The sequence below is a fragment of the Cyclobacterium sediminis genome (genome assembly GCF_054781075.1).
Window position 1 is genome coordinate 965,148 of sequence record NZ_BAAGVC010000003.1, and the last position, 19,957, is coordinate 985,104.

General features: G+C 38.2%; 17 protein-coding genes. 3 read left to right on the forward strand and 14 right to left on the reverse strand.

The genetic code is table 11. The features are described 5' to 3' along the window. The first annotated feature begins 5 nt into the window (after nt 1-5). Nucleotides 6-1,397 (forward strand): sodium-dependent transporter, encoded by a 1,392-nt coding sequence (locus ACYVHJ_RS06370; RefSeq protein WP_460513320.1) that lies wholly within the window; start codon nt 6-8, stop codon nt 1,395-1,397. A gap of 145 nt (nt 1,398-1,542) precedes the next feature. Here ACYVHJ_RS06370 and ACYVHJ_RS06375 read toward each other — a convergent pair whose 3' ends face one another. Next, the gene (locus ACYVHJ_RS06375; protein WP_339902912.1) at nt 1,543-2,103 is read right to left on the reverse strand and encodes a bactofilin family protein; all 561 of its coding nucleotides are present in this window, start codon (nt 2,101-2,103) and stop codon (nt 1,543-1,545) included. A gap of 4 nt (nt 2,104-2,107) precedes the next feature. Continuing rightward, nucleotides 2,108-3,151 (reverse strand): ParM/StbA family protein, encoded by a 1,044-nt coding sequence (locus tag ACYVHJ_RS06380; protein WP_262485333.1) that lies wholly within the window; start codon nt 3,149-3,151, stop codon nt 2,108-2,110. 332 nt (nt 3,152-3,483) lie between these two features. On the opposite strand from ACYVHJ_RS06380, the gene ACYVHJ_RS06385 reads away from it, so the two are divergent. Then, nucleotides 3,484-4,077 carry a porin family protein gene (locus ACYVHJ_RS06385; RefSeq protein WP_339902911.1) on the forward strand — a complete coding sequence of 198 codons (594 nt, stop codon included), beginning with the start codon at nt 3,484-3,486 and terminating at the stop codon, nt 4,075-4,077. Nucleotides 4,078-4,090: 13 nt separating this feature from the next. Here ACYVHJ_RS06385 and ACYVHJ_RS06390 read toward each other — a convergent pair whose 3' ends face one another. The 11 genes from ACYVHJ_RS06390 to rpsT form a co-directional block, all read right to left on the reverse strand. Further along, nucleotides 4,091-4,639: a helix-turn-helix domain-containing protein gene (locus ACYVHJ_RS06390; protein WP_339902910.1), complete on the reverse strand. Its 549-nt coding sequence runs from the start codon at nt 4,637-4,639 to the stop codon at nt 4,091-4,093. 248 nt (nt 4,640-4,887) lie between these two features. Continuing rightward, on the reverse strand, nt 4,888-5,466 hold the full coding sequence (locus ACYVHJ_RS06395; RefSeq protein WP_460513323.1) for a hypothetical protein: 579 nt from the start codon (nt 5,464-5,466) through the stop codon (nt 4,888-4,890). Nucleotides 5,467-6,010: 544 nt separating this feature from the next. Beyond that, nucleotides 6,011-7,195 carry a hypothetical protein gene (locus ACYVHJ_RS06400; protein WP_460513325.1) on the reverse strand — a complete coding sequence of 395 codons (1,185 nt, stop codon included), beginning with the start codon at nt 7,193-7,195 and terminating at the stop codon, nt 6,011-6,013. 166 nt (nt 7,196-7,361) lie between these two features. Then, nucleotides 7,362-10,463 (reverse strand): efflux RND transporter permease subunit, encoded by a 3,102-nt coding sequence (locus ACYVHJ_RS06405; protein ID WP_460513328.1) that lies wholly within the window; start codon nt 10,461-10,463, stop codon nt 7,362-7,364. A 468-nt stretch (nt 10,464-10,931) separates the two neighbouring features. Beyond that, nucleotides 10,932-12,497, reverse strand: coding sequence for a ribonuclease Y (rny, locus tag ACYVHJ_RS06410; RefSeq protein ID WP_149393957.1), 1,566 nt, complete (start codon nt 12,495-12,497; stop codon nt 10,932-10,934). Between the two features lie 71 nt (nt 12,498-12,568). Further along, a complete protein-coding gene (locus tag ACYVHJ_RS06415) occupies nt 12,569-12,853 on the reverse strand; it encodes a cell division protein ZapA (protein ID WP_014018888.1) in 285 nt (94 codons plus the stop codon). A 1-nt stretch (nt 12,854) separates the two neighbouring features. Beyond that, a complete protein-coding gene (locus tag ACYVHJ_RS06420) occupies nt 12,855-13,142 on the reverse strand; it encodes a hypothetical protein (protein ID WP_460513331.1) in 288 nt (95 codons plus the stop codon). A 1-nt stretch (nt 13,143) separates the two neighbouring features. Continuing rightward, entirely contained in the window at nt 13,144-15,555 is a 2,412-nt protein-coding gene (gene pheT, locus ACYVHJ_RS06425; protein ID WP_460513333.1) for a phenylalanine--tRNA ligase subunit beta, read from the reverse strand. A gap of 54 nt (nt 15,556-15,609) precedes the next feature. After that, the gene (locus ACYVHJ_RS06430) at nt 15,610-16,227 is read right to left on the reverse strand and encodes a DUF1684 domain-containing protein (protein WP_460513335.1); all 618 of its coding nucleotides are present in this window, start codon (nt 16,225-16,227) and stop codon (nt 15,610-15,612) included. Between the two features lie 6 nt (nt 16,228-16,233). Continuing rightward, nucleotides 16,234-16,929, reverse strand: a complete 696-nt coding sequence (gene radC / locus ACYVHJ_RS06435; RefSeq protein ID WP_339905894.1) for a RadC family protein — start codon at nt 16,927-16,929, stop codon at nt 16,234-16,236. Nucleotides 16,930-17,103: 174 nt separating this feature from the next. Next, nucleotides 17,104-17,355 (reverse strand): 30S ribosomal protein S20, encoded by a 252-nt coding sequence (gene rpsT / locus ACYVHJ_RS06440; protein WP_041934949.1) that lies wholly within the window; start codon nt 17,353-17,355, stop codon nt 17,104-17,106. A 164-nt stretch (nt 17,356-17,519) separates the two neighbouring features. On the opposite strand from rpsT, the gene ACYVHJ_RS06445 reads away from it, so the two are divergent. Beyond that, nucleotides 17,520-18,590, forward strand: a complete 1,071-nt coding sequence (locus tag ACYVHJ_RS06445) for a zinc dependent phospholipase C family protein (RefSeq protein WP_460513338.1) — start codon at nt 17,520-17,522, stop codon at nt 18,588-18,590. Here the strand turns inward: ACYVHJ_RS06445 and ACYVHJ_RS06450 are convergent. After that, nucleotides 18,481-19,812 carry a pyridoxal phosphate-dependent aminotransferase gene (locus tag ACYVHJ_RS06450; RefSeq protein WP_460513696.1) on the reverse strand — a complete coding sequence of 444 codons (1,332 nt, stop codon included), beginning with the start codon at nt 19,810-19,812 and terminating at the stop codon, nt 18,481-18,483. The genes ACYVHJ_RS06445 and ACYVHJ_RS06450 overlap by 110 nt on opposite strands. Between the last annotated feature and the right edge of the window lie 145 nt (nt 19,813-19,957).

Below are 19,957 nucleotides of genomic sequence, written 5' to 3' on the forward strand. Positions count from 1 at the left end.
ACAATATGCAAAAATCTAGTAAAACACCCTCTCGAGGACAATGGGGCTCTTCATTTGGTTTTATCATGGCTGCAGGTGGATCGGCAGTTGGACTAGGTAACATATGGAGATTCCCTTACATCACGGGTCAAAATGGAGGGGGCGCATTTGTCTTTGTCTATTTAATATGTGTTCTTTTAGTAGGATTACCTTTGCTTCTTAATGAGGTAGCCCTAGGAAGAAAATCCGGAAAAAACCCTGTGGGAGCAATCAAAGAAACCGGAGGAAGTAAATTTTGGCAATCCTCAGGTGTACTATGTGTGGTGGTATGCTTTGCTGTTCTCAGTTATTACTCTGTAATTGCAGGATGGACCATAGGATATATCTTTACTGAACTCATTAACATACCCATTGATTTTGAGGTGTTTATCCAAACCCCTCTCTATGTCATCCCTCTTTGCATGTTGTTTATACTCATGACCATCCTTGTGGTTTTGGGTGGCATTTCCGGAGGTATTGAAAAAGCCGCAAAGTTTTTAATGCCTCTTTTATTTATTATAATCATTCTTATCGCAGCAAGGGCTGTGACTTTACCCGGAGCAGGAAAGGGAATTGAGTATTACCTATCCCCAGATTTCAGTAAAATCAACGGCAAAGTAATATTATCGGCGCTTGGGCAGGCATTTTTTAGCTTGTCCGTAGGTTGGGGATTAATGATTACATTTGGTTCATACCTACCCAAGGACAACAATATCATCAAGTCTTCTGCTTGGATTGCAGGCATGGACAGCACTGTCGCCCTTATGGGAGGCTTAATGATATTTCCAGCTCTTTTTGCTTTATTGCCTGGGGTTAGTCCAGATGAAGGCCCAGCATTGGTCTTTAATGTACTCCCAAGAGTTTTTGACCAAATTGAACCGTTTGGAAATATTATAGGCGGAATGTTTTTCTTGCTTTTATTAGTGGCGGCTTTGACCTCAAGTATATCCATGCTAGAGGTACCTGTAGCTTATTTTATTGATGAAAGGAAATGGTCACGTAAAAAGGCAGCTTGGACATTAGGAGTTTCAGCCATGTTTTTAAGTATCCCTTCCTCTTTATCTGCGGTCAAAGGAAATTTTTTCAATGTCATGCACTTTAGTTTCTTTGGTAGAGACATTATGGGCTTTTTTGATCTTATGGACTTCTTCTTTGGAACCTTGGCCATTGTAATCATCTGCTTGATGTTAAGTCTTTACACCGGTTGGATAAAAAACATTAAAGCATTTGCTGCAGAACTTACTTTGGGTACAACTTCGTTTGAGGGACTTCCCCGATTGGCATGGATGTTTTTTATCAGGTGGGTATGTCCCATTGTGATCATATTGGTAATACTCAATATGGTAGGAGTCTTTGGGGAACCAGGAAGCGGTGGATAATTAAAAGTAGTCTTAAGTTGCGGATCCCAAGGAAACAAAGGGTGCTTTCAAAGCATTAACAATTGGTAACCTTATATAAATAGATCTCAAAAAAAAAAAGGCAACCGTTCTGGTTGCCTTTTTTATTTGTATATTAATAAGCTATCTACCAGGTTCTTGGCAGGTCTTTATTACTGTCTTCTATTCCTGAGGAAGAAGTATCTGTATAGGTCCTCACTTGAGGTTTTGCTATTGGTTTCACAGGTACCTCTTTTTTCTTTTCAGCTTTTTCATCCAACATTGAGTAGAGCTCTTCTCTGCTTACCGAATTAATTTTGCTGGACTTAGAAGCTTCTTCTACCTCCTTTGGATCAACCACCTGCACACCACTATTGATCTGGGCTCCTTTATGAATATGAATAGAGCTGGTTGTGATATTTCCAGACACTTTGGCATTGGAATAAATGGTTGTATCACCATTGATGTAAAGATCTCCCACTACCTCTCCGTTAATACTTATTTCCTCTGCAATGATATCTCCGGTTATGGAGGCTTTTTCTCCAACCACCACTTTTTTATCTGTGCGAATACTACCTACCAGTATACCATCTGCTCTGATATCACTTTTGGAAATAATATCACCTGTAAGTTCGAATCCCATGGAAAGGACTGTTACTTTACCTACATTGGCTTCTTTATTCTGTTGCTTGTTGGATCCAAATTTCATATTATCATTCTCCTTTTTCTTGTTTAAAAGTAGTTAATATCGTGGAACTATTCCCTAAATCAAGACCTACTGCTTTGTCTTTTGCACCTGCATTAATGGCCAAGCTATTGAAACAATAACCTATAGATGCCATTTGCTCAGGGGACTCAGGCACATGCACATTTAACAAACCATCAAACTCAGCCTTAAATAAATCGACGAGTTCACTATAATTGGCTCCACCCCCGGCAAGGTATATGTCTGCAGATTTTGCAAAATCACTATCAGAAAAAGCTTTTCTAAGAGAAGGGGAAATTACATCGTTGTAATATTGCTCAATTACTTGTTTCCTTAATTCCTTTAAATCTAAACGCTTTCTGTTTAGAATTATTGAACCTTCACTAAAATATTGGTCTATTTGATGTTCTGTTTTTAAATCTAAATAATTGTCTTTCTGAAGCTCTCGAGTAATAAGGTTGATGGCATACCTTAGACCAAAAGTAGAAACACTTGACCTTTGAACCAATCCACCTTCCGTACTCAAAATAGCTTCCATGGTACCATATCCCAAACTGATCATGAAAAAGTTTTTGGGGGCATCACTGTAAAGTTGTCTAACAGCCATACTACACCCTACAACCTCAGGGATAACAGCTACTCTGTCCACTTCAACAGCCATTTTTTTCTTGCCGCCGCCACCAAAAGTCTGAGTGTCGTATTCTATTATATGTTCATTTTCTAACAACCTGTAGGCATTTTCTTTAAACACCTGAAATGTTGAAAAAGGAAAACCTGTAGTCACAGTAATAGGACTCCCCAACTTCTGAGAGGCCAATAACAATCCTGCTTTCAAAAAGATCCTGTAGTCATTTTCATCAGGCGAACTGTTAATATTTCTATGAGGAGATGTTCCTTCGGATAAAGCCAAATCCCCAACTAAATAACCAATATTATCGTGATATATTTTAAGTCCTGAAACTAAATCTCTCGCTACATTTCTAAGTTCAAGATTGCTACTTTCCAATACACTTGGGTACTTTATTACTTCTATCATGGAAATTATTTTTATCCTTTTTTAAAACGGTTATCCTTTATTTTCAATGCTAACAAACTCAATACTCAAAGGCCATACCAATTATCTTCTTAAAAATCACGTTAAAACTCCAAGTGCTTTATTTAGATAAAAGGATATATTTATCAAACCTTGTCTTTAAAGACAAATTAAAGGAACCTTAGCGAAATAACAAGCTAGTTCCTTAAGTTTATGTTCATTTTTTTTGTAAAAGGTTGAAAAATGAAGATTTTCTCACAAAGTATTTTTTTTTAACAGTGTAGAAGGCTAGTTTTACGTTTACCGTCTGAATTTCATTAGATTTGTTATTCAACCAAATCATAGATCATATGAGACGGATGTCAATAATCTTCTTCTTGACCCAAATTTTAACTATTGCTACGCTTTCAGCTCAGGAGTTTTCCATAGGCCCAAAAATTGGAGTCTCTCAAGGAAATATTTCAGTCAATGGAAACACATTTAGTACAAGTAATGACAAATTGGGATACCATGCAGGGCTATTTGCGCGACTTGGCGGAAATCATATCTTTATTCAACCTGAAGTGCTCTATACCAATACAGGCGGCGAATTTAAAAGCACTCAAGGAAGCAGCACAGTGAGTTATACGGCTCAATTCGACAAAATCGATGTGCCGATTATGGCCGGATTTAAAATTGCAAATTTCTTTAGGCTGCAAGCTGGCCCTACCCTTGCATTTATTCTGGATAGCGACCTGAGTTCCACTGCCACTACCACCGCAGCCCCAGACTACAACAAAGCCACCATCGCCTATCAGGCAGGCTTGGGGCTTGACCTTGCCAATCTAATCATAGATTTTAAATATGAAGGAGCCCTGGGTAAATTGGGAGAATCCTATGTAGGTTTTCCGACCGATCAGCGGCAAAACCAACTCATGCTATCCCTCGGTATACGCTTGTTCTAAAAAACTTCCGGTGTTATTGCTTTCCCAAACTATCTAAGGATTTACGGTCCTTTTTTGAGGACTTTTTGTAGTCACTTGGGGTTTGCCCGGTTATTTTCTTGAATTGAGCAGAAAAATATTGAACGCTACCATACCCGAGCTTCCAGGCAATCTGACTAATATTAAACATTTCTAGGCTAAGCCACTCCTTGGCTTTCTCAATCTTTAGGTCAATAAAATATTGTTCTATTGTTTTACCCTGAGAATTACTAAACAATTGACTTAGCCGGCTATAGTCAACATTAATCTTCTCCGAAAGTAAAACGGAAATTGGTACATTTAATTCCAAAGATTCATTCTCAAAAAGCTGAATCAAAGAAAATTTAACTGTCTCCACCCATACCAATTCCCTGCTTTTCGCTATAGAGAAGCCTAGTTCCAAAAGTTTTTTTTCGAATTGCTTGATCCGACTTGGCGGAAATTCCTGTGTAAACTCTACCGCACCCAGTCTAACCTGACTATAGGAAACTTCCATATCATTTAGCACTGCCTCCACAGCCATGATACACCTAGGACAAACCATATTTGTAATCGGAATTGTAACCATCCCACTACAACAATTCTTTGACCTAATAAATTTCAAAAGAATAAATGTCCTGAAATTTATTCAACAATTACTTATGTCCCCTATTAAAAAGGTACAAATAAAAACCAACTTAGCTCTTAATCATAAGGACTATTAATATTAATTCATGGGTAGAAAGTCTAAAATAAAAAAGAGGCTGATAAATCAGCCTCTTTGAGATAGTTAGTGGTTAGTAATATTTTGTATTAATTTGCAAAGATGTATTTACCTACTCCGTTTCCTTCCACGATTCTTACGTGGATGTTTTTTAAAGATTCCAGGTTTGTAAATTTAAATTTCTTTCCGAAAGTCAAACCGGAGATGGCTTCCTCATGGATTAGACTTCCATTGTCATAAATTTCAAGTGTCTTTTCTTTACCATTCAAGTTGCTCATGGTAAGTGCCAATGTCTGACCATCAACCTCCATCATTTTGGCATAAAAAGTTTTCTCTTCTTTTTGGTCTCCTAAAACAATGTCAAAACCGGACAATTTTCCATCTTTGCCATTAAAAACTTCGATTTGGTACTTTCCAATATCAAGTTTGTTAAGGTTGTAGTTTTTGTAAAAAACTTTTTCTGCTTCAATCACATCCCTGAAGATAATTCTGTTTGACTTATCTTTAATAGCAACGGTCACCTTTCCTTCAGGAATTTCCATGTATTTTAATTGAAACTTATTATCCCCTACTTTTTCAAGGGTGACAATTGGATTCTCAACAGGTGCAGTAGCAAACACTGATGACGTAATTGTGAAAGCGAGAATTGTTGCAATAATTAATCTCATGATCGTAAATTTTTAAAGGTATGTTAACTTTAAAAACCTCTGCTAGGAACTTCCTAACATTTCTTTTTTGAGGCTAATTACTTTGGGCAGGTAATTGAGCTAGAAATTACAATCGATAATCTACGGAAGGCTATATTTATCTAAACATCAGTTTCGGATACTACTTCAGCCCCTGGCCGGCAGTATTTGCTTTTTGCATTTAATTCAACTGAGCTAAATTGTTTTATCCTTCTTTTGATCCCTTTTGTTTTTCCTATGTTTATGACTTACGTAAGTATGACACAAATGTAATTGAGCAATTGATAGATTGCAAATATTTCAATAAAAATATACAATGATTAACTTATACATAACAAAAACTTAAAATATTATGTATTTATAAATTTTATAAAATCTAAAAACAAAGCCATACTATGAAGCATCAGGTATGATTTCAACCATATTTTACCCAAAAATCAAAATTTAATTTTTTTTAATTATTTTTTACACCGATAAAACCGTTTTTAACAGACTTTTCAAATTATGAGGTTATTTTTTACACCTATTATTTAATTTTTAACCGATAAAACACATTATACTCCCGTTCCACCTCGGGGTTTATATTATCATTTACATAAATTTCACCTGATTCTGAGGTATAATCCAACATACCGGGAACAGACAACCCTTCCACCACGCCTATTTGCTTGCCATCCTCAATTACCAGATAAAAAGTCTTCACAAATTTCTTTTTCGCTTCTTGGAACTCCGGCAACTCATCAACCCTCATCGGTGATTTAGCCATTAAACTTTTTAAAATATCTTCGGGAATTCTGGTTTTAAACTCAACAATAATCTTGTCCCCAACAAACCAAAGTCCTGTAAACCGAGGGTAAGAAGAAGTATATTCTTCTTCTTCAGCGATTTCAGGAATTATCTGAGGCCTATACTTATGCCTAAGGGTTACCTCATGTAAAAGAACAGGTTCATTTCCGGAAAAATCATAAATAAACAGTTGATTACTCACTTTAGGGAGTACGGCCATCAGATGCTTGCTTCTATGATAAGCAATGAATGGGGCTGAATTCCCTACATACTTTCGCTCTATCCTTGGTTCCCATGTTGCAGGATAGGCATTCATCTGCTTGAGAAATTGGTCCTTTACCCTGTACGTAAAGATCGTTTTTACAGAATCGTAATAAATAGGCTTGTCCCGGTTCTCCTTAGGTAAGGAATTTAGATCAAATAAATTACCCTCAATCCCAAAAAGAATTTCTTCTCCATCTTTTATCAATCCCCTAAAAAAGGTTTGGTAAAAACTTATGGTCATACTATAAAGCCCTAAGTTTATGGACTCCATCACTTTTGCTTTTTTGCCTTCTAGGTCATACAGCTGATACCTGTATAATAGATCTTTAGCTACCCACTTACCTTCTCCCAAAAAACTGTAACCAAAAGCCCCATTGAATCCAATTCCATTTGGACTTTCATTTAGTAAATCGTAGGCCTTAATGACTTTACCATTCTTATTCACGAAATATGGATTTCTACTATTTCTCCCTCTCATTAAAAATGCTTCACCCAATAATTGTTGATCATCAATAACTAAGGGTTCTAGAACATCTACTACAACACTGTCCACTAAAACAAAGGCCATCTTACGCTCCGGGTCTTGCCCTTGGTCTTTGTTTTCAGAGGAACAACTAAACAGGATAAATGCAGAAACTAAGCAATGGCGGAAATGTATCATTTGTGATCGTTTGGGTTTAAATTCTTATCAGTAGCCCCCTGAAATACTCATTGAACTCAGTAATTTCAAATCAGAATAATATCTACTATATAGTAATAACGATAAACAGATAGAGGCATAACAATAAAAAGTAAAATTCCACCTGATCTGGAGCGATTAGCTTCTTTTAAATACCCTTCTTCCATAAAAATACAGGCAAGGCTAAAAATACGCCTACCATGCTAAACACCAAGCCTCCAATAGTCCCTATGGCCAGCGAAAACCAAAAAATCTCTCCCTGCCCTTCCATTACAAAAGGTATTAACCCAAAACATGTTGAAAGTACGGTTAATAAAATCGGAGTTGCCTTCCCCCCCACGGCTTTCAAAACATTCCGGTTGTAGTTGCCTTTTCTTCGATTATTGAGATCGTTTACTATAAATATGGCTGCATTTACTGCCAAACCTCCTAACATAACAAAAGCTGCATAGCCTCCTTGATCAAAATAGAAGTCGAACAGTGAGAAAATTAGAAATAGGCCAATAAAAGAAATGGGGATTATAAAAATAATGTACAATGGCTGTTTAAAGTTCTCAAATAGAATAGAACAAATAAAGAAAATACCCACAATTAACACCAGCAACAAACTGTACTGCCTTTTGGCTTGGTTCCAACTCCAGTTATAAGATTGCCTGCTAACCGAATAACCGATAGGCATGGAAGCTTTCATTTCTTCAATCACCTCATCCAGGTATTCTCCCCCAAACTTTGCTGAGCCCATATAATCAAATGAAACCAACCTAATGTATTGCCTATCCTCTTTGTGTAAAGCATTGGTAGTGCTTTCTTTGGTCAAAGCACCAAAACCTGAAACTTTAAAAATTTTATTTTCACTGGATATTAAACTACTCCTTTCCAGATCAAACTTTGAAAATCGATCAGAATTTTTCTCTTTAACAACAACTCCAAATTTATCATTATCAAGCTCCAAAATTAGGGATGGTTGTTCATGTTGCGACAAATCATTAAGTGCAGTAACCACTTCATATTGGTTGGCACCTGCCATGGCCAGTCTTTGCTGGTCAAACCTTAAAACATATTCCTCAGTCTTCTTGTCATAATAATTTCGTCGCTCGTTGGTATTCACTTCTTGAATTCTGCGGTGTGCCAACAATTTTTCCGCCAAGATTTCGGATTGATTTTCTAGCTCTGCATAGTTATACCCTCTCATTTCTGCTCTAAAGGAAGGAATCCCCTCACCTCCCGGCCCTGTTGAAAATCCCTGGCCAACGCCATAGATACCCCAACGTACACCACTCCAATCTGTAGATTTCATGGCAAGTTTTCCCTTCAATCTATATGGCAGTGCAGAAGTTTCATGCTCCTCTTTGAAGGTAATCTCTATGCGCGCGTTTTGACCAGAACTTACTGTAGTCACAAATTTATCTACACCTTCCACCCCTTTCAGAAATACCTCAAACTCCTTTATGATAAAATTCATTTGTTCCAGGGTATTCCCAAAAGGCAAGGAAGCATTTACATACAATCTCGTTCTTTCTGCTTCTCTGTATGATGACTTTTCAAATACACCTCGAACAAACATCCTAAAAGAGCCTCCCAGTGACTTGTCTATATAAGGCCTGATCTCCTCTTGGTAAAAACTATTCCCTACAGTCTTGTTGTACCACTCTTGTCCTTCCCAGCTTGAAGGAAGATAAAATACTGGTAGCCCAAACAATAAAACAAGGAGGACAATAAAGGTTTTTCTAAACCTTGCTGTAAACCCAATAATTTGCTGAAACTTGGAAAAAGCTACTACCCTTTTTCTCAACTGATTTATGGTGAGTCTTTTCGCAGACTTCTGCTTTTCTCCAAAAAGCAAATCGTACATGGCAGGAGTAAAAAGCAAAGCCACCAATAGTGAAACTCCAAGCATAACAGCAACAACCACCGAAAACTCTCCTAGATTTCTCCTATCGTCTTCAGGTAATAAAAAGACCATTAATAAGGCCACAATTGTAGTTAATGAAGCAGCCAGCAAGGCTAAAAACACTTTTCTGTTTTTGTGCTTGTGCAAGTGATCAATCATGATGATGGCATTGTCTACAATCAGACCAAATGAAATCGTCAAGCCTGCCAGTGAATACATGTGAATATTCACTTTTAATAAGTAAAGAATAATCACAGTTAAACTAACATTGACAATTATTCCTAAAAACAGAGTAATCAGGTATTTTACATTTCTATTGATTAAGAAAATAAATATCACCAAAATCAAAATCGATAATCCTGACCGCTTATAGATCTTGTTGAGTTCCTTATCCAAAAAGGAAGTGTCGTCAAATTCAAGCCTTACATCAAACCCTTCCGGAAGGTTTACTTTTGAGGCGGTCACTATTTCCTTTATTCTTTGGGCCAGCAAGACCTTGTTTACACCATCCCTATTAGTTATGGTAAGGTTTACCGAGTTATTACCATTGATCCTGTAAAAGCTCCGAGGCGCTGACTCTTCCAGGGTAAGTGTGGCCACATCCTTCAAGTAAATTGCTTTCCCTTCTACCCTTCCCAATAAAAGGTTTTCCAATGCCCTTTTATTTGTAATGGATCGATCGATTTCCATAAACATGGACTCTCCTGACACATTCATGGCCAAGCCCGGATAACTTCGTCCAAAAGCATTTCTAATCCTATTCTCCAAAGTAGCCCTTGAAAATTTTAAGGCCTGCAATTTTTGTATGTCATATACCACATAAAGGTACAGATCATTGGCTCCTCGTATCTCAATTGTTTCAATCTCCTCAATTTCATTAAGTGCTGTCACCAACACATCTTCTGCTATTTTTTTTATTTCAAAAGAAGCAAAGGGGCCATTAATACTATAGGTTATTACCGGCTTTTTCTCTTGAATACTTCTTTGAGACGATTGGGTTACATTGGGGTAGCTGACCTTGCTGTCAAGGGACGGGTAAACTTGCCTGATCAAAGCGGCTACCTCAAACTTCTTATATTCCATATCCGTATGCTTGTCAAACCGCAACTGGATATTGCCGTTATCATAATTGGATGTGGATGTGGTTTTTTTAAGTTCAGAAAGCTGGGTAAAAGCTCCTTCCAAAGGAGATGTTGCAAGTTTTTCAACCGTTTCCGGGGAAGCATTGTTGACAGCAAAGCTAATATTCAGTACAGGCTCTTTTTCCGGAGGATTTAAGTCCACAGATAATTTTGGGATCAATGCAATCCCAATAATCGAGGCAACAAAAAAGATGATTACTAATCGAAAAGGTGTCATTTATCTCCCTTATGTAAAGTTCCTAATATTAAACTTGTGCCATTTATTCCTAATTGCTGCAATCTTATAGAAATATATCGTAACCTTCTATTTCAGGCTATTAAATATTCCTACAGGTAAAAAGACATACAGCCTTATACTTAAATCAACCTTTAATAGGCAAATCCAAAACTACTTCAGCATCGTGAACCGTACCCAAACCTACAAAGTCATTAAGGCTTATTCTATTAAAACTAAAAAAATAATTTCAAAATCAAAAATATTAGCTCATTAATAAAACTAAAAGCTATAATTGGTAAGCATTCAGGAGCTAAGGTCTACCCCCTTACATCCTTTTTTTTGAAAAAATATTGATCCAGGTTTATTATTAAAAATACCAAACTTACTGATCCCTCATCAAAAAAAAGGCAATTATTCCAAACGAATAATTGCCTTTTATACAAAACGAAAACAGATAATTATTAGCTATTATTTGGCATAATTCACTGATCTCATTTCTCTAATTACAGTTATTTTAATCTGCCCCGGGTACTGCATTTCTTTTTCAATTTTTTGAGATATTTCAAAAGACAAATTACCTGCTGTATTGTCGTTCACATTGTCGGCATCCACCAACACTCTCAATTCCCTTCCAGCTTGCATGGCAAAGCATTTGTTGACTCCTTCAAAACTCAAGGCCAAATCTTCCAGGTCTTTAAGTCTTTTTATATAACTGTCCATGATTTCCCTACGGGCACCCGGACGTGATCCAGAGATGGCATCACATGCTTGAACAATTGGTGACAACATGGAAGTCATCTCAATCTCATCATGGTGAGCACCTATGGCATTGATGACTTCAGGATGCTCCTTGTGCTTTTTGGCCAGCTCCATACCTAGGATGGCATGTGGCAATTCTGCTTCTTCAGGGTATACTTTACCAATATCATGAAGTAAACCTGCCCTCTTAGCCAATTTGGCATTGAAGCCCATCTCGGCAGCCATGGTCGCACAAAGTTTAGCAACTTCTCTGGAGTGTTGCAATAAGTTTTGCCCATAAGAAGAACGGAAACGCATCCTTCCCACCATCTTAATCAGTTCAGGGTGTAGGCCATGAATCCCCAGGTCAATACAAGTTCTTTCTCCTATTTCAATGATTTCCTCATCGATGTTCTTCTCGGTTTTCGCCACCACTTCTTCAATTCTGGCAGGATGTATACGTCCATCCTGCACCAACCGATGGAGGGCCAACCTTGCAATTTCTCTTCTAACCGGGTCAAACCCTGAAATAATAATGGCTTCAGGTGTATCATCGACCACAATCTCCACGCCGGTGGCTGCTTCCAACGCCCTAATGTTCCGTCCTTCTCTTCCGATAATTTTACCTTTGACATCGTCACTCTCAATATTGAAGACAGACACACAGTTTTCTATGGCATGTTCAGTGGCCGTTCTTTGGATGGTATCCAAAACAATTTTCTTAGCCTGTTTGGTTGCACTAAGCTTGGCTTGATCCAAAATATCTTTAATGTGAGAAGAAGCCTTGGTGGCTGCCTCATCTTTAAGCATTTCTATCAATTGCTCTCTTGCCTCTTCTCTGGTAAGCAAGGCTACTTTTTCAAGGTCAGTAATTCTTTGGTGGGTTACCTTATCAAGTTCATCTTTTCGAATTTGAACGGCATGAAGCTGGGCATTGAGGTTTTCTTTTTTACTGTCTAATTCAGCTTCTTTGCGTTTTACATGCTCCATTTCCTTGGAAAGGATCTGTTCGCGCTGTTTGAGCTTATTTTCATTGGTTATTAGAATGTTCTTTTTCTTACCTACTTCTTCCTCAAAATCGGATTTTAGCTTAAGGTACTTTTCTTTGGCCTCAAGAATTTTATCTTTTTTAGTCCCTTCTGCTGTAATTTCAGCTTCTCGGATGAGACTTTTGGCTCTTTCCCGAGCCTCTTCCTCAATTTTCTTACTGTTATTTTTAATAAATAATCCTGCCAGGAGTCCCCCGATCAAAACGCCAATAGCGCCGGATATAATAATGTATATTGAAATTCCCATAGATATATTTGAGTTTATCTACCGGATAGAATGGGTAACTGCCTTGCTTGGGCAATAGAGACTAAAAAGAATCAAAGCAATGATTCAAGGTTTTTGTTGACATGTTGGAGTACCTGCTTTACCTGCTCGCTACCTTCCGTATGGTCTTCCTTAATTTCCAGGAACTCTACCATGCAATCGAAAGCAACCATTGCCAGCAAGTCCTGACGATCCTCCAGTCCAAATTCCTCTCTGTACTTTTTTATTTTATCGTTAATTAATTTACCCACCCGCCTGATTCTGGCTTCCTCATCGGTTTTCACTTTCATTGGGTATTCTCTATCCCCTATTTTAATTCGTATCGAAAGTGTATCCATATTATTCAGACAGGTAAGTAATAATTTTATCGATTTCTTTTATATAGTCATCAATTCTCCCCCTCAATTCAGCAGACGCTTTATTTTCTACCGGTATGTTTCTTACAATTTTACTAATTTTAATTTGATTTTTAAAATCTTCGAGTGCTTCTTCCTGATCAGAAAGTCTCTTTTGATAGACCAAAAGTTGATTTTTGAGGGCAGTATTTTCCTGTTCAAGTAATTTTACTTTATTTTCTACCTGTTCTGCCAGGTTGTCTAACCGCTGAAGCTCCTCGTAAACCTTCATATTATTTCCTTATCAAAGCACCGGCATTTTTCTCAAAAGTATGCATTAATTTGCTCATTGTCTTGTCTATCACCTTGTCTGTGAGGGTCTGCTGATTGTCCTGAAGATAAAAGCTCATCGCATAGGCCTTCTTGCCTTCATCCAACTTATCCCCTTTGTACATGTCAAACACATTGATTCTTTTCAATAATTTACCTCCTACTTTAGTGGCCATTTGTCTGATCTGATCAAAAGTAACTTCCTGATCGATTACAAGAGATAAATCTCTTCTAACTTCAGGAAATTTCGAAATTTCTTGAAATTTCCCTTGAGATTTAGCCAATTTGTTAAGCCTGTTCCAATCTAATTCAGCAAAATAAACGGCTTGTTTCACATCTGCCAATTTGCAAATATCCGAAGACAAAAGACCTATTGTGCCTATGAACTGCTTGTTGACTTTTAAGGTTAAGCCAAAAGAAAAGGGGCTGGATTCTATGACATTTACTTCGGGCTGTGGAATGTTTAGTTTTGTTAACAATCCTTCAACCACAGCATACAAATCTGTAAATGCAACAGGCTTTACCGCCTGCATCCAGTTTTCATGACTTGCATTACCGGTAAGAAAAATGGACAACATTTTCCCTTCTTCATATCCTTCAGAAGCTTTAGCATACACCGAGCCAAACTCAAATAATTTCAAGTCTTTTTGTCTCCTGTTGATATTGTGTGCCAATACTTCTAAACCCGTAAATACCAGGCTTTGTCGCAACACGCCCAAATCTTCACTTAATTTATTTAGAATCAAGACATCTTTTTCCGGAGCAAGGAAAGCAGCATTTTCAGCATAACTAGACTTGCTAAGAGAATTGGTCACCATTTCACTATAACCAATACCTGCAAGCATTTCAGAAACCCGGTACTGTAACTTATTGGCATCCTTTGCCGGATGCTCGGCCAAGAAGTCTGCCTGATAATTTTCTTTTAGCGGAATGGCTTCAAATCCATAAATTCGCAAAATCTCCTCAATGACATCAGCCTCTCGGGTAACATCCACCCTGTAGGGCTTTACTATGGCCACAAATCCGGAGGATGTTTCCTTGGTAACTTTTATTTCCAATGCCTCTAGTATTTGCTTTATCCTGTCCTTGCCTATTTCTTCCCCAATCAACCTATCAATATGTCGATAACTTACTGGGATTTCAAAATCCGCTACCGGTTCAGGGTAAATATCAACAATTGGAGAACTAATAAGGGCTCCGGTAAGCTCTTTGATCAATATGGCAGCCATTTTCAGCGCAAAAACAGGCATGTTGGGATCTGTACCTCTTTCAAAACGGAAAGAAGCATCAGTCTTGATCCCATGAAATTGGGCTCCTCTACGAACCACATCCGTACCAAAACAAGCACTTTCTAAGAAAATGGTACTTGTCTCATTACTTACACCTGATTCCAGCCCACCTAAAGTTCCTGCGATGCAAAGCCCTCCTTGTTGGTCACAAATCATCAACTCTTGGCCAGACAAGGACCTTTCTTTGCCGTCCAAGGTGACAAACTTTGTTCCCTCAGGCATTCTTTTCACCTTGATTTCACCTCCTTGAATTTTATCAGCATCAAAGGCATGAAGCGGTTGACCAAGATCATGTAGGATATAATTGGTAGCATCTACCACATTATTGATTGGCTCCAAGCCAATCGCTTTAAGGTAATCCTGTAGCCATTTAGGAGAAGGCGCTACTTTTACATTGCTTAGCGTCAGGCCTGAATACCTGGGGCAATCTTTACTGTCCGCTACGCTTACCTTAATAATTTTATCCTCATTGTCAATAGCAAAACTTTCTACTCCTTTTAATTCCAGCTCTTTGTTTAACAATGCCTTCAAATCCCTGGCCACTCCCAGATGGGAAGCAGCATCTGCCCGATTCGGGGTTAAGCCAATTTCAAGTACATCTACTTCCTTGATATCAAACAACTGACCTACCGGACTGCCATTTGGGAGAGTGGTATCTAAGACAAGAATCCCTTCATGCCCTTCTCCCAGTCCAAGCTCATCTTCGGCGCAAATCATCCCTAAAGACACTTCGCCTCTGATCTTGGCTTTTTTAATTACAAAAGGTTCACCTGAGGAAGGATATAGGGTAGCTCCAACCGTGGCTACTGGCACTTTCTGCCCTTTGGCAACATTTGGTGCTCCACAAACGATGGGCACTACCTCATCCCCTAGGTCCACAGTGGTGAGTCTAAGTTTATCTGCATTGGGGTGTGGCTCACAGCTCAACACTTCTCCAACTACTATACCTTTAAGGCTTCCTTTTACTGATTCGTAGGTCGTTATTCCTTCTACTTCTAAGCCTCCGGCAGTTAGCAGGTCGGCAATTTCATTAGTAGATTGATTGAACGGTATATAATCTTTGAGTCGATTGATCGAAATTTTCATTATTACGGTTTTGACTAAGATACAAATTTACAATAATTGCCCTCTACTTAAAGATTATTTATTGTAATTTTTCTCCCCTGCCCTAATAGGGATTTCTAAAATATTTTCTCTGGGTGGAATCGGGCATGCAAAATCGGGGTTATAAGCACAATATGGGTTATAAGCAAGGTTAAAATCTATGGTTATGGAACTAGATCCGTCCTGGCGAAGATTGATATAACGTCCTCCACCATAGGTTTCATCCGCACTTGTCCCATCTGCAAAGGCCAAAAAAAAGTTTCTCAAATCCACCTCGTCTTCTGCCTGCAACAATAGTAGTTTAAGAGACTGCCCTTGCAATTCGAATTCTACAAATGAGTGCCTGATATATCTTTCTAAAGTACCATCCGTCATAGGGATTTCAACTATTCTTTTGTTTGGCACCGGCACTAATCTTCCCCTAACCTTATAGGATGGGTCTATCGGATAGAAATCCAAAGAGTCAAGTTCTTTTTTTTGGTCTTCTTCTAAAGGCGAATCAATATTATACTTTAAGAACTTAAACTGTCGCTCTCTTTCTGCGGCAACATTCTCTAAATACAGCTTAGGATCAGTGGTTCCTGTAAAGGTATATATCAGGGAGCCAAGGACTACCACCCCAACAATGACAAACAATAAAGATTTTTTATTCATAGTAAATTAGATCAAACTTTCATCTGCAAAGCTAAAATAGCCAACATCTGTGAAAATCACATGATCTAAGACCGGAAGCTCTAAATTTTTACCTACCAAGGATAATTTTTTGGTAAGGCTTATATCAGCACCGGATGGTTTTAAATTTCCAGAGGGATGATTATGGACCAATATGATGGCACTTGCCAAGTTTTCCATGGCATATTTAAAAATCAATTTAGGATCTGCAATGGTAGCAGAAGTACCTCCCTGACTTATCAACTGTTTTTTAATAACCACATTGCTGCGATTCAAAAACAAAACGTAAAAATACTCTATAGTTTCATCTAACAATTCCGGCCGCATTAAGGCGTAGACATCTGCCGATGAGGTGATTTTTGTTTTCTTTTGGGGTTCGGATTCCTTTCTCCTTCTTCCCAGTTCTAAGGCACTTACAATCCCTATAGCTTTAGCTTCACCTATGCCCTTAAATTTCTTTAAATCATTTACGGACAACCTTGCCAACTGAGCCAAATCGTTGTTTACACTTTTCAAAATATACTTGGAAAGATCTACCGCACTTAGGTTTCTTGAACCAGAGCCTATTAAAATGGCAATTAATTCTGCATCTGAAAGCTGGGCTTTACCTTTAAGTAGCAGTTTTTCTCTAGGCCTATCCTCCTCTGCTAAGGCAGATATCCTTATTGACCGGTAATCATCCATAAGCAAAAAGAACACATATAATAGATACAAAAATCCTTTAAAGAATCAATTCCCGGCTTTTAGAAAAACGCTAACCAGCTGATTTATTTGGGAATACTATTAAAAATATAAAAAAATAGGCATAAAAAAAACCCTACTTAAAAGCAGGGTTTAAATATCTAATGCAAACAGACCTTATAGTGCGTTAACAAACTTGGTCAATTTGGACTTTTTGTTAGCTGCATTATTCTTATGAATAACGTTTTTCTTAGCCAGTTTGTCCAACATGGAATTAACCTGGTTTAAGAGCTCCTGAGCTTCCGCCTTGTCTTCAGTATTTCTCAATCTCTTGATGAAAGTCCTGGTGGTTTTGGCCTGGTATCTGTTTCTTAACCTTTTGGCTTCATTTGCACGAATTCTCTTTAAAGCCGATTTGTGATTTGCCATACTATATATAATTAACTTTTCCTTTTTTGCTTAATATTGGATCGCAAATTTAGCTGTTTTATTTTTAATTGCAAAACAATTGTTTAAATATGAAGGAATAGAAGATTTTACAATCTCTGATTTTTTCACTATTTTCATAGATGACATTATAATACAAGTAAAATATGCGACTTTATTTGTTTTGTACCTTTCTATTTTTAACCTGCCATCAAGAAGCTATCGCCTGGGGATTTTATGCGCATCGCTTAATCAATCGTCAAGCAGTATTCTCTCTCCCACCGGAACTAATGGTGTTTTTCAAGCCCAATTTAGCCTATATTTCTGACAAAGCAGTAAATCCGGACAAAAGGCGCTATGCCGTTCAGGGGGAAGCAGAAAAACATTATATAGACCTTGATGTCTATGGCGACAGTGCCATCATTAAACTGCCCAAATCATGGCAAGAGGCTAAGATTTTGCATGGAGAAGACAGTTTGAGAAAATATGGAATATCACCCTGGAGTACTTACCAGACATTCCAATACCTCACCTACGCCTTTCAAAAAAAAGACCGCCAAGCCATTCTCAAATTAGCCGCTGATCTTGGTCATTACCTGGGCGACATCAATGTGCCCCTGCATAGCACTGAAAATTACAATGGCCAAAATACAGGTCAATACGGAATCCACGGCTTTTGGGAAAGCAGGCTACCGGAATTGTTTGCCCAAGATTATGATCTTTTTGTTGGGAAAGCCGAATACATGGATGATCCAAGAAATGAAATTTGGAAAGCCATTGAGATGGCCCATGTTGCCTTAGACTCAGTATTTAGTTTCGAGAAATCATTAACTAATAATTTCCCGGAGGACCAGAAATACAGTTATGAAAACCGCGGAGGCATTACCACCAGGGTTTATTCTAGAGCATTCAGCGAAGCCTACCATCAAATGTTAGCCGGTCAAGTGGAAAGGCAAATGAAAAAGACGATCAAACTTATTGCCGACTTTTGGTACAGTGCCTGGATTTTAGCCGGCCAACCTGACTTGATACAACTGGCGCCGAAAAACCTTCGACCATTTATTGAAATCGACAGTATAGAAAGCCCACAAGATTCAATCAAAAACGTTAGAGAGCACCAGTCTATTTTTACTGATCCTGAAGCACCTTTTTGGAGGAGTTCAGATAGGAAGTTATACTATTGGCAAGCCTTTCGAAGGTACTGCGAAAGACGTCCTCGTTTTCTTCCAAAAGGGTAACCCTAAATCCTCGCAAGTCTGAACAAAAGGAACTTACCGGCACAACGCATATCCGCTCGGAGGCTAGCAAATTGTAAACGAAACGCTTATCATTTGGCATATCCTTTTCTTCTAACCACTTCTCTAAATGGGATTTTATTGCTTTATTTTCCACAGGAAGAAACTGATCTTCATCCAATACCCCTTCATCAAATATGACAGTATTGTAAAAAGCACCTTTGGTTTTATTAAATTTAATTCCCGCTACATTGCCCAAGACTTCTTCCATGATTCTGCTCCTTGTACCAATCGCTGCATTTGCCGTTACCCTGTAATCTTTATAAGCCGGGTGACTCATGATTTTGGGAATGGCAAGCTGAGGTAAGGTAGTGGAACAAACCTCAATCATTTTTGCATTTTCAAGGGTAATACAAAGCTTGGTGAATTCCTCTGAGGTATGTTTATTGTAAAATTCCATCCAGCCACACCTGGAACCCGGCCAAGGAAATTCTTTGGAGATACCTTTTAAGGATATTCCCGGCAAATCGTCACCTAAAATTTCAGCCAAGCCAATGGCCTCATATCCATTATAGGTTATATTTTGATAAATCTCATCTGCAATTAAAAGCAAGTTAAACTCTCTTGCAATTTCAACGAAGCGATCCAATACTTCTCTTGGGTAAACCATACCGGTAGGATTGTCCGGATTTATGATCAAAATACCTACCACAGAAGTATTGTATTTCACCTTATTGTACAGGTCCTCCATGTCCGGATACCAATTGTTATCGGGATCCAGCTTATAGGTCAAAGGTGCTGAATTGGCATGAGCTGCTTCTGCAGAGCTATGAGTAGAGTAGGCAGGTGAAGGTCCTATGATCCGTGCTGTAGGTGTAAGGAACTGGTACAATTTGGCAATACCATCTCCCAGCCCATTGAAAAACAAGATGTCTTCAGCCTCTATTTTAACTCCGCCTTTATCGTTGTTTAAATTGGCCAGAAATTTACGGGTTTCAAGCATGCCTTTGCTATCCGCATAGCCATAACTATGATCATCTTGGACAAGCTCGGAAACGATTTCCTTCATCCAAGTGGGTATGGTATTGTTCTTTTGTATGGGATCCCCTATATTTTCCCAGGTAATGTCATACCCAAGCTCTTCAATCAGTCTTGCCTTTTTTACAACCCCTCTGATCTCATAGTTCAACTCTTCAGCGCCCGGGCGCAATAGCAATTGTCTCATCATAATTATACGCGATGCTAGCTTTAAAGCACAAAGAAACAAAAAACGAAAATAAACTGAACCATATTTTGAAAAAAGGAATACATCAAACAAAAAAAACCCCTTTGCTACGCCTAAACATAACAAAGGGAAAACACAAACACAG

Coding starts and splice junctions, on each gene's coding strand:
- ACYVHJ_RS06400 (WP_460513325.1), bottom strand. CDS start 7,195: ATGATACATTTCCGCCATTGCTTAGTTTCTGCATTTATCCTGTTTAGT.
- ACYVHJ_RS06405 (WP_460513328.1), bottom strand. CDS start 10,463: ATGACACCTTTTCGATTAGTAATCATCTTTTTTGTTGCCTCGATTATT.
- pheT (WP_460513333.1), bottom strand. CDS start 15,555: ATGAAAATTTCGATCAATCGACTCAAAGATTATATACCGTTCAATCAA.
- ACYVHJ_RS06430 (WP_460513335.1), bottom strand. CDS start 16,227: ATGAATAAAAAATCTTTATTGTTTGTCATTGTTGGGGTGGTAGTCCTT.
- radC (WP_339905894.1), bottom strand. CDS start 16,929: ATGGATGATTACCGGTCAATAAGGATATCTGCCTTAGCAGAGGAGGAT.
- ACYVHJ_RS06420 (WP_460513331.1), bottom strand. CDS start 13,142: ATGAAGGTTTACGAGGAGCTTCAGCGGTTAGACAACCTGGCAGAACAG.
- ACYVHJ_RS06385 (WP_339902911.1), top strand. CDS start 3,484: ATGAGACGGATGTCAATAATCTTCTTCTTGACCCAAATTTTAACTATT.
- ACYVHJ_RS06370 (WP_460513320.1), top strand. CDS start 6: ATGCAAAAATCTAGTAAAACACCCTCTCGAGGACAATGGGGCTCTTCA.
- ACYVHJ_RS06375 (WP_339902912.1), bottom strand. CDS start 2,103: ATGAAATTTGGATCCAACAAGCAACAGAATAAAGAAGCCAATGTAGGT.
- ACYVHJ_RS06395 (WP_460513323.1), bottom strand. CDS start 5,466: ATGAGATTAATTATTGCAACAATTCTCGCTTTCACAATTACGTCATCA.
- ACYVHJ_RS06390 (WP_339902910.1), bottom strand. CDS start 4,639: ATGGTTTGTCCTAGGTGTATCATGGCTGTGGAGGCAGTGCTAAATGAT.
- rny (WP_149393957.1), bottom strand. CDS start 12,497: ATGGGAATTTCAATATACATTATTATATCCGGCGCTATTGGCGTTTTG.
- ACYVHJ_RS06415 (WP_014018888.1), bottom strand. CDS start 12,853: ATGGATACACTTTCGATACGAATTAAAATAGGGGATAGAGAATACCCA.
- ACYVHJ_RS06450 (WP_460513696.1), bottom strand. CDS start 19,812: ATGAGACAATTGCTATTGCGCCCGGGCGCTGAAGAGTTGAACTATGAG.
- rpsT (WP_041934949.1), bottom strand. CDS start 17,355: ATGGCAAATCACAAATCGGCTTTAAAGAGAATTCGTGCAAATGAAGCC.
- ACYVHJ_RS06445 (WP_460513338.1), top strand. CDS start 17,520: ATGCGACTTTATTTGTTTTGTACCTTTCTATTTTTAACCTGCCATCAA.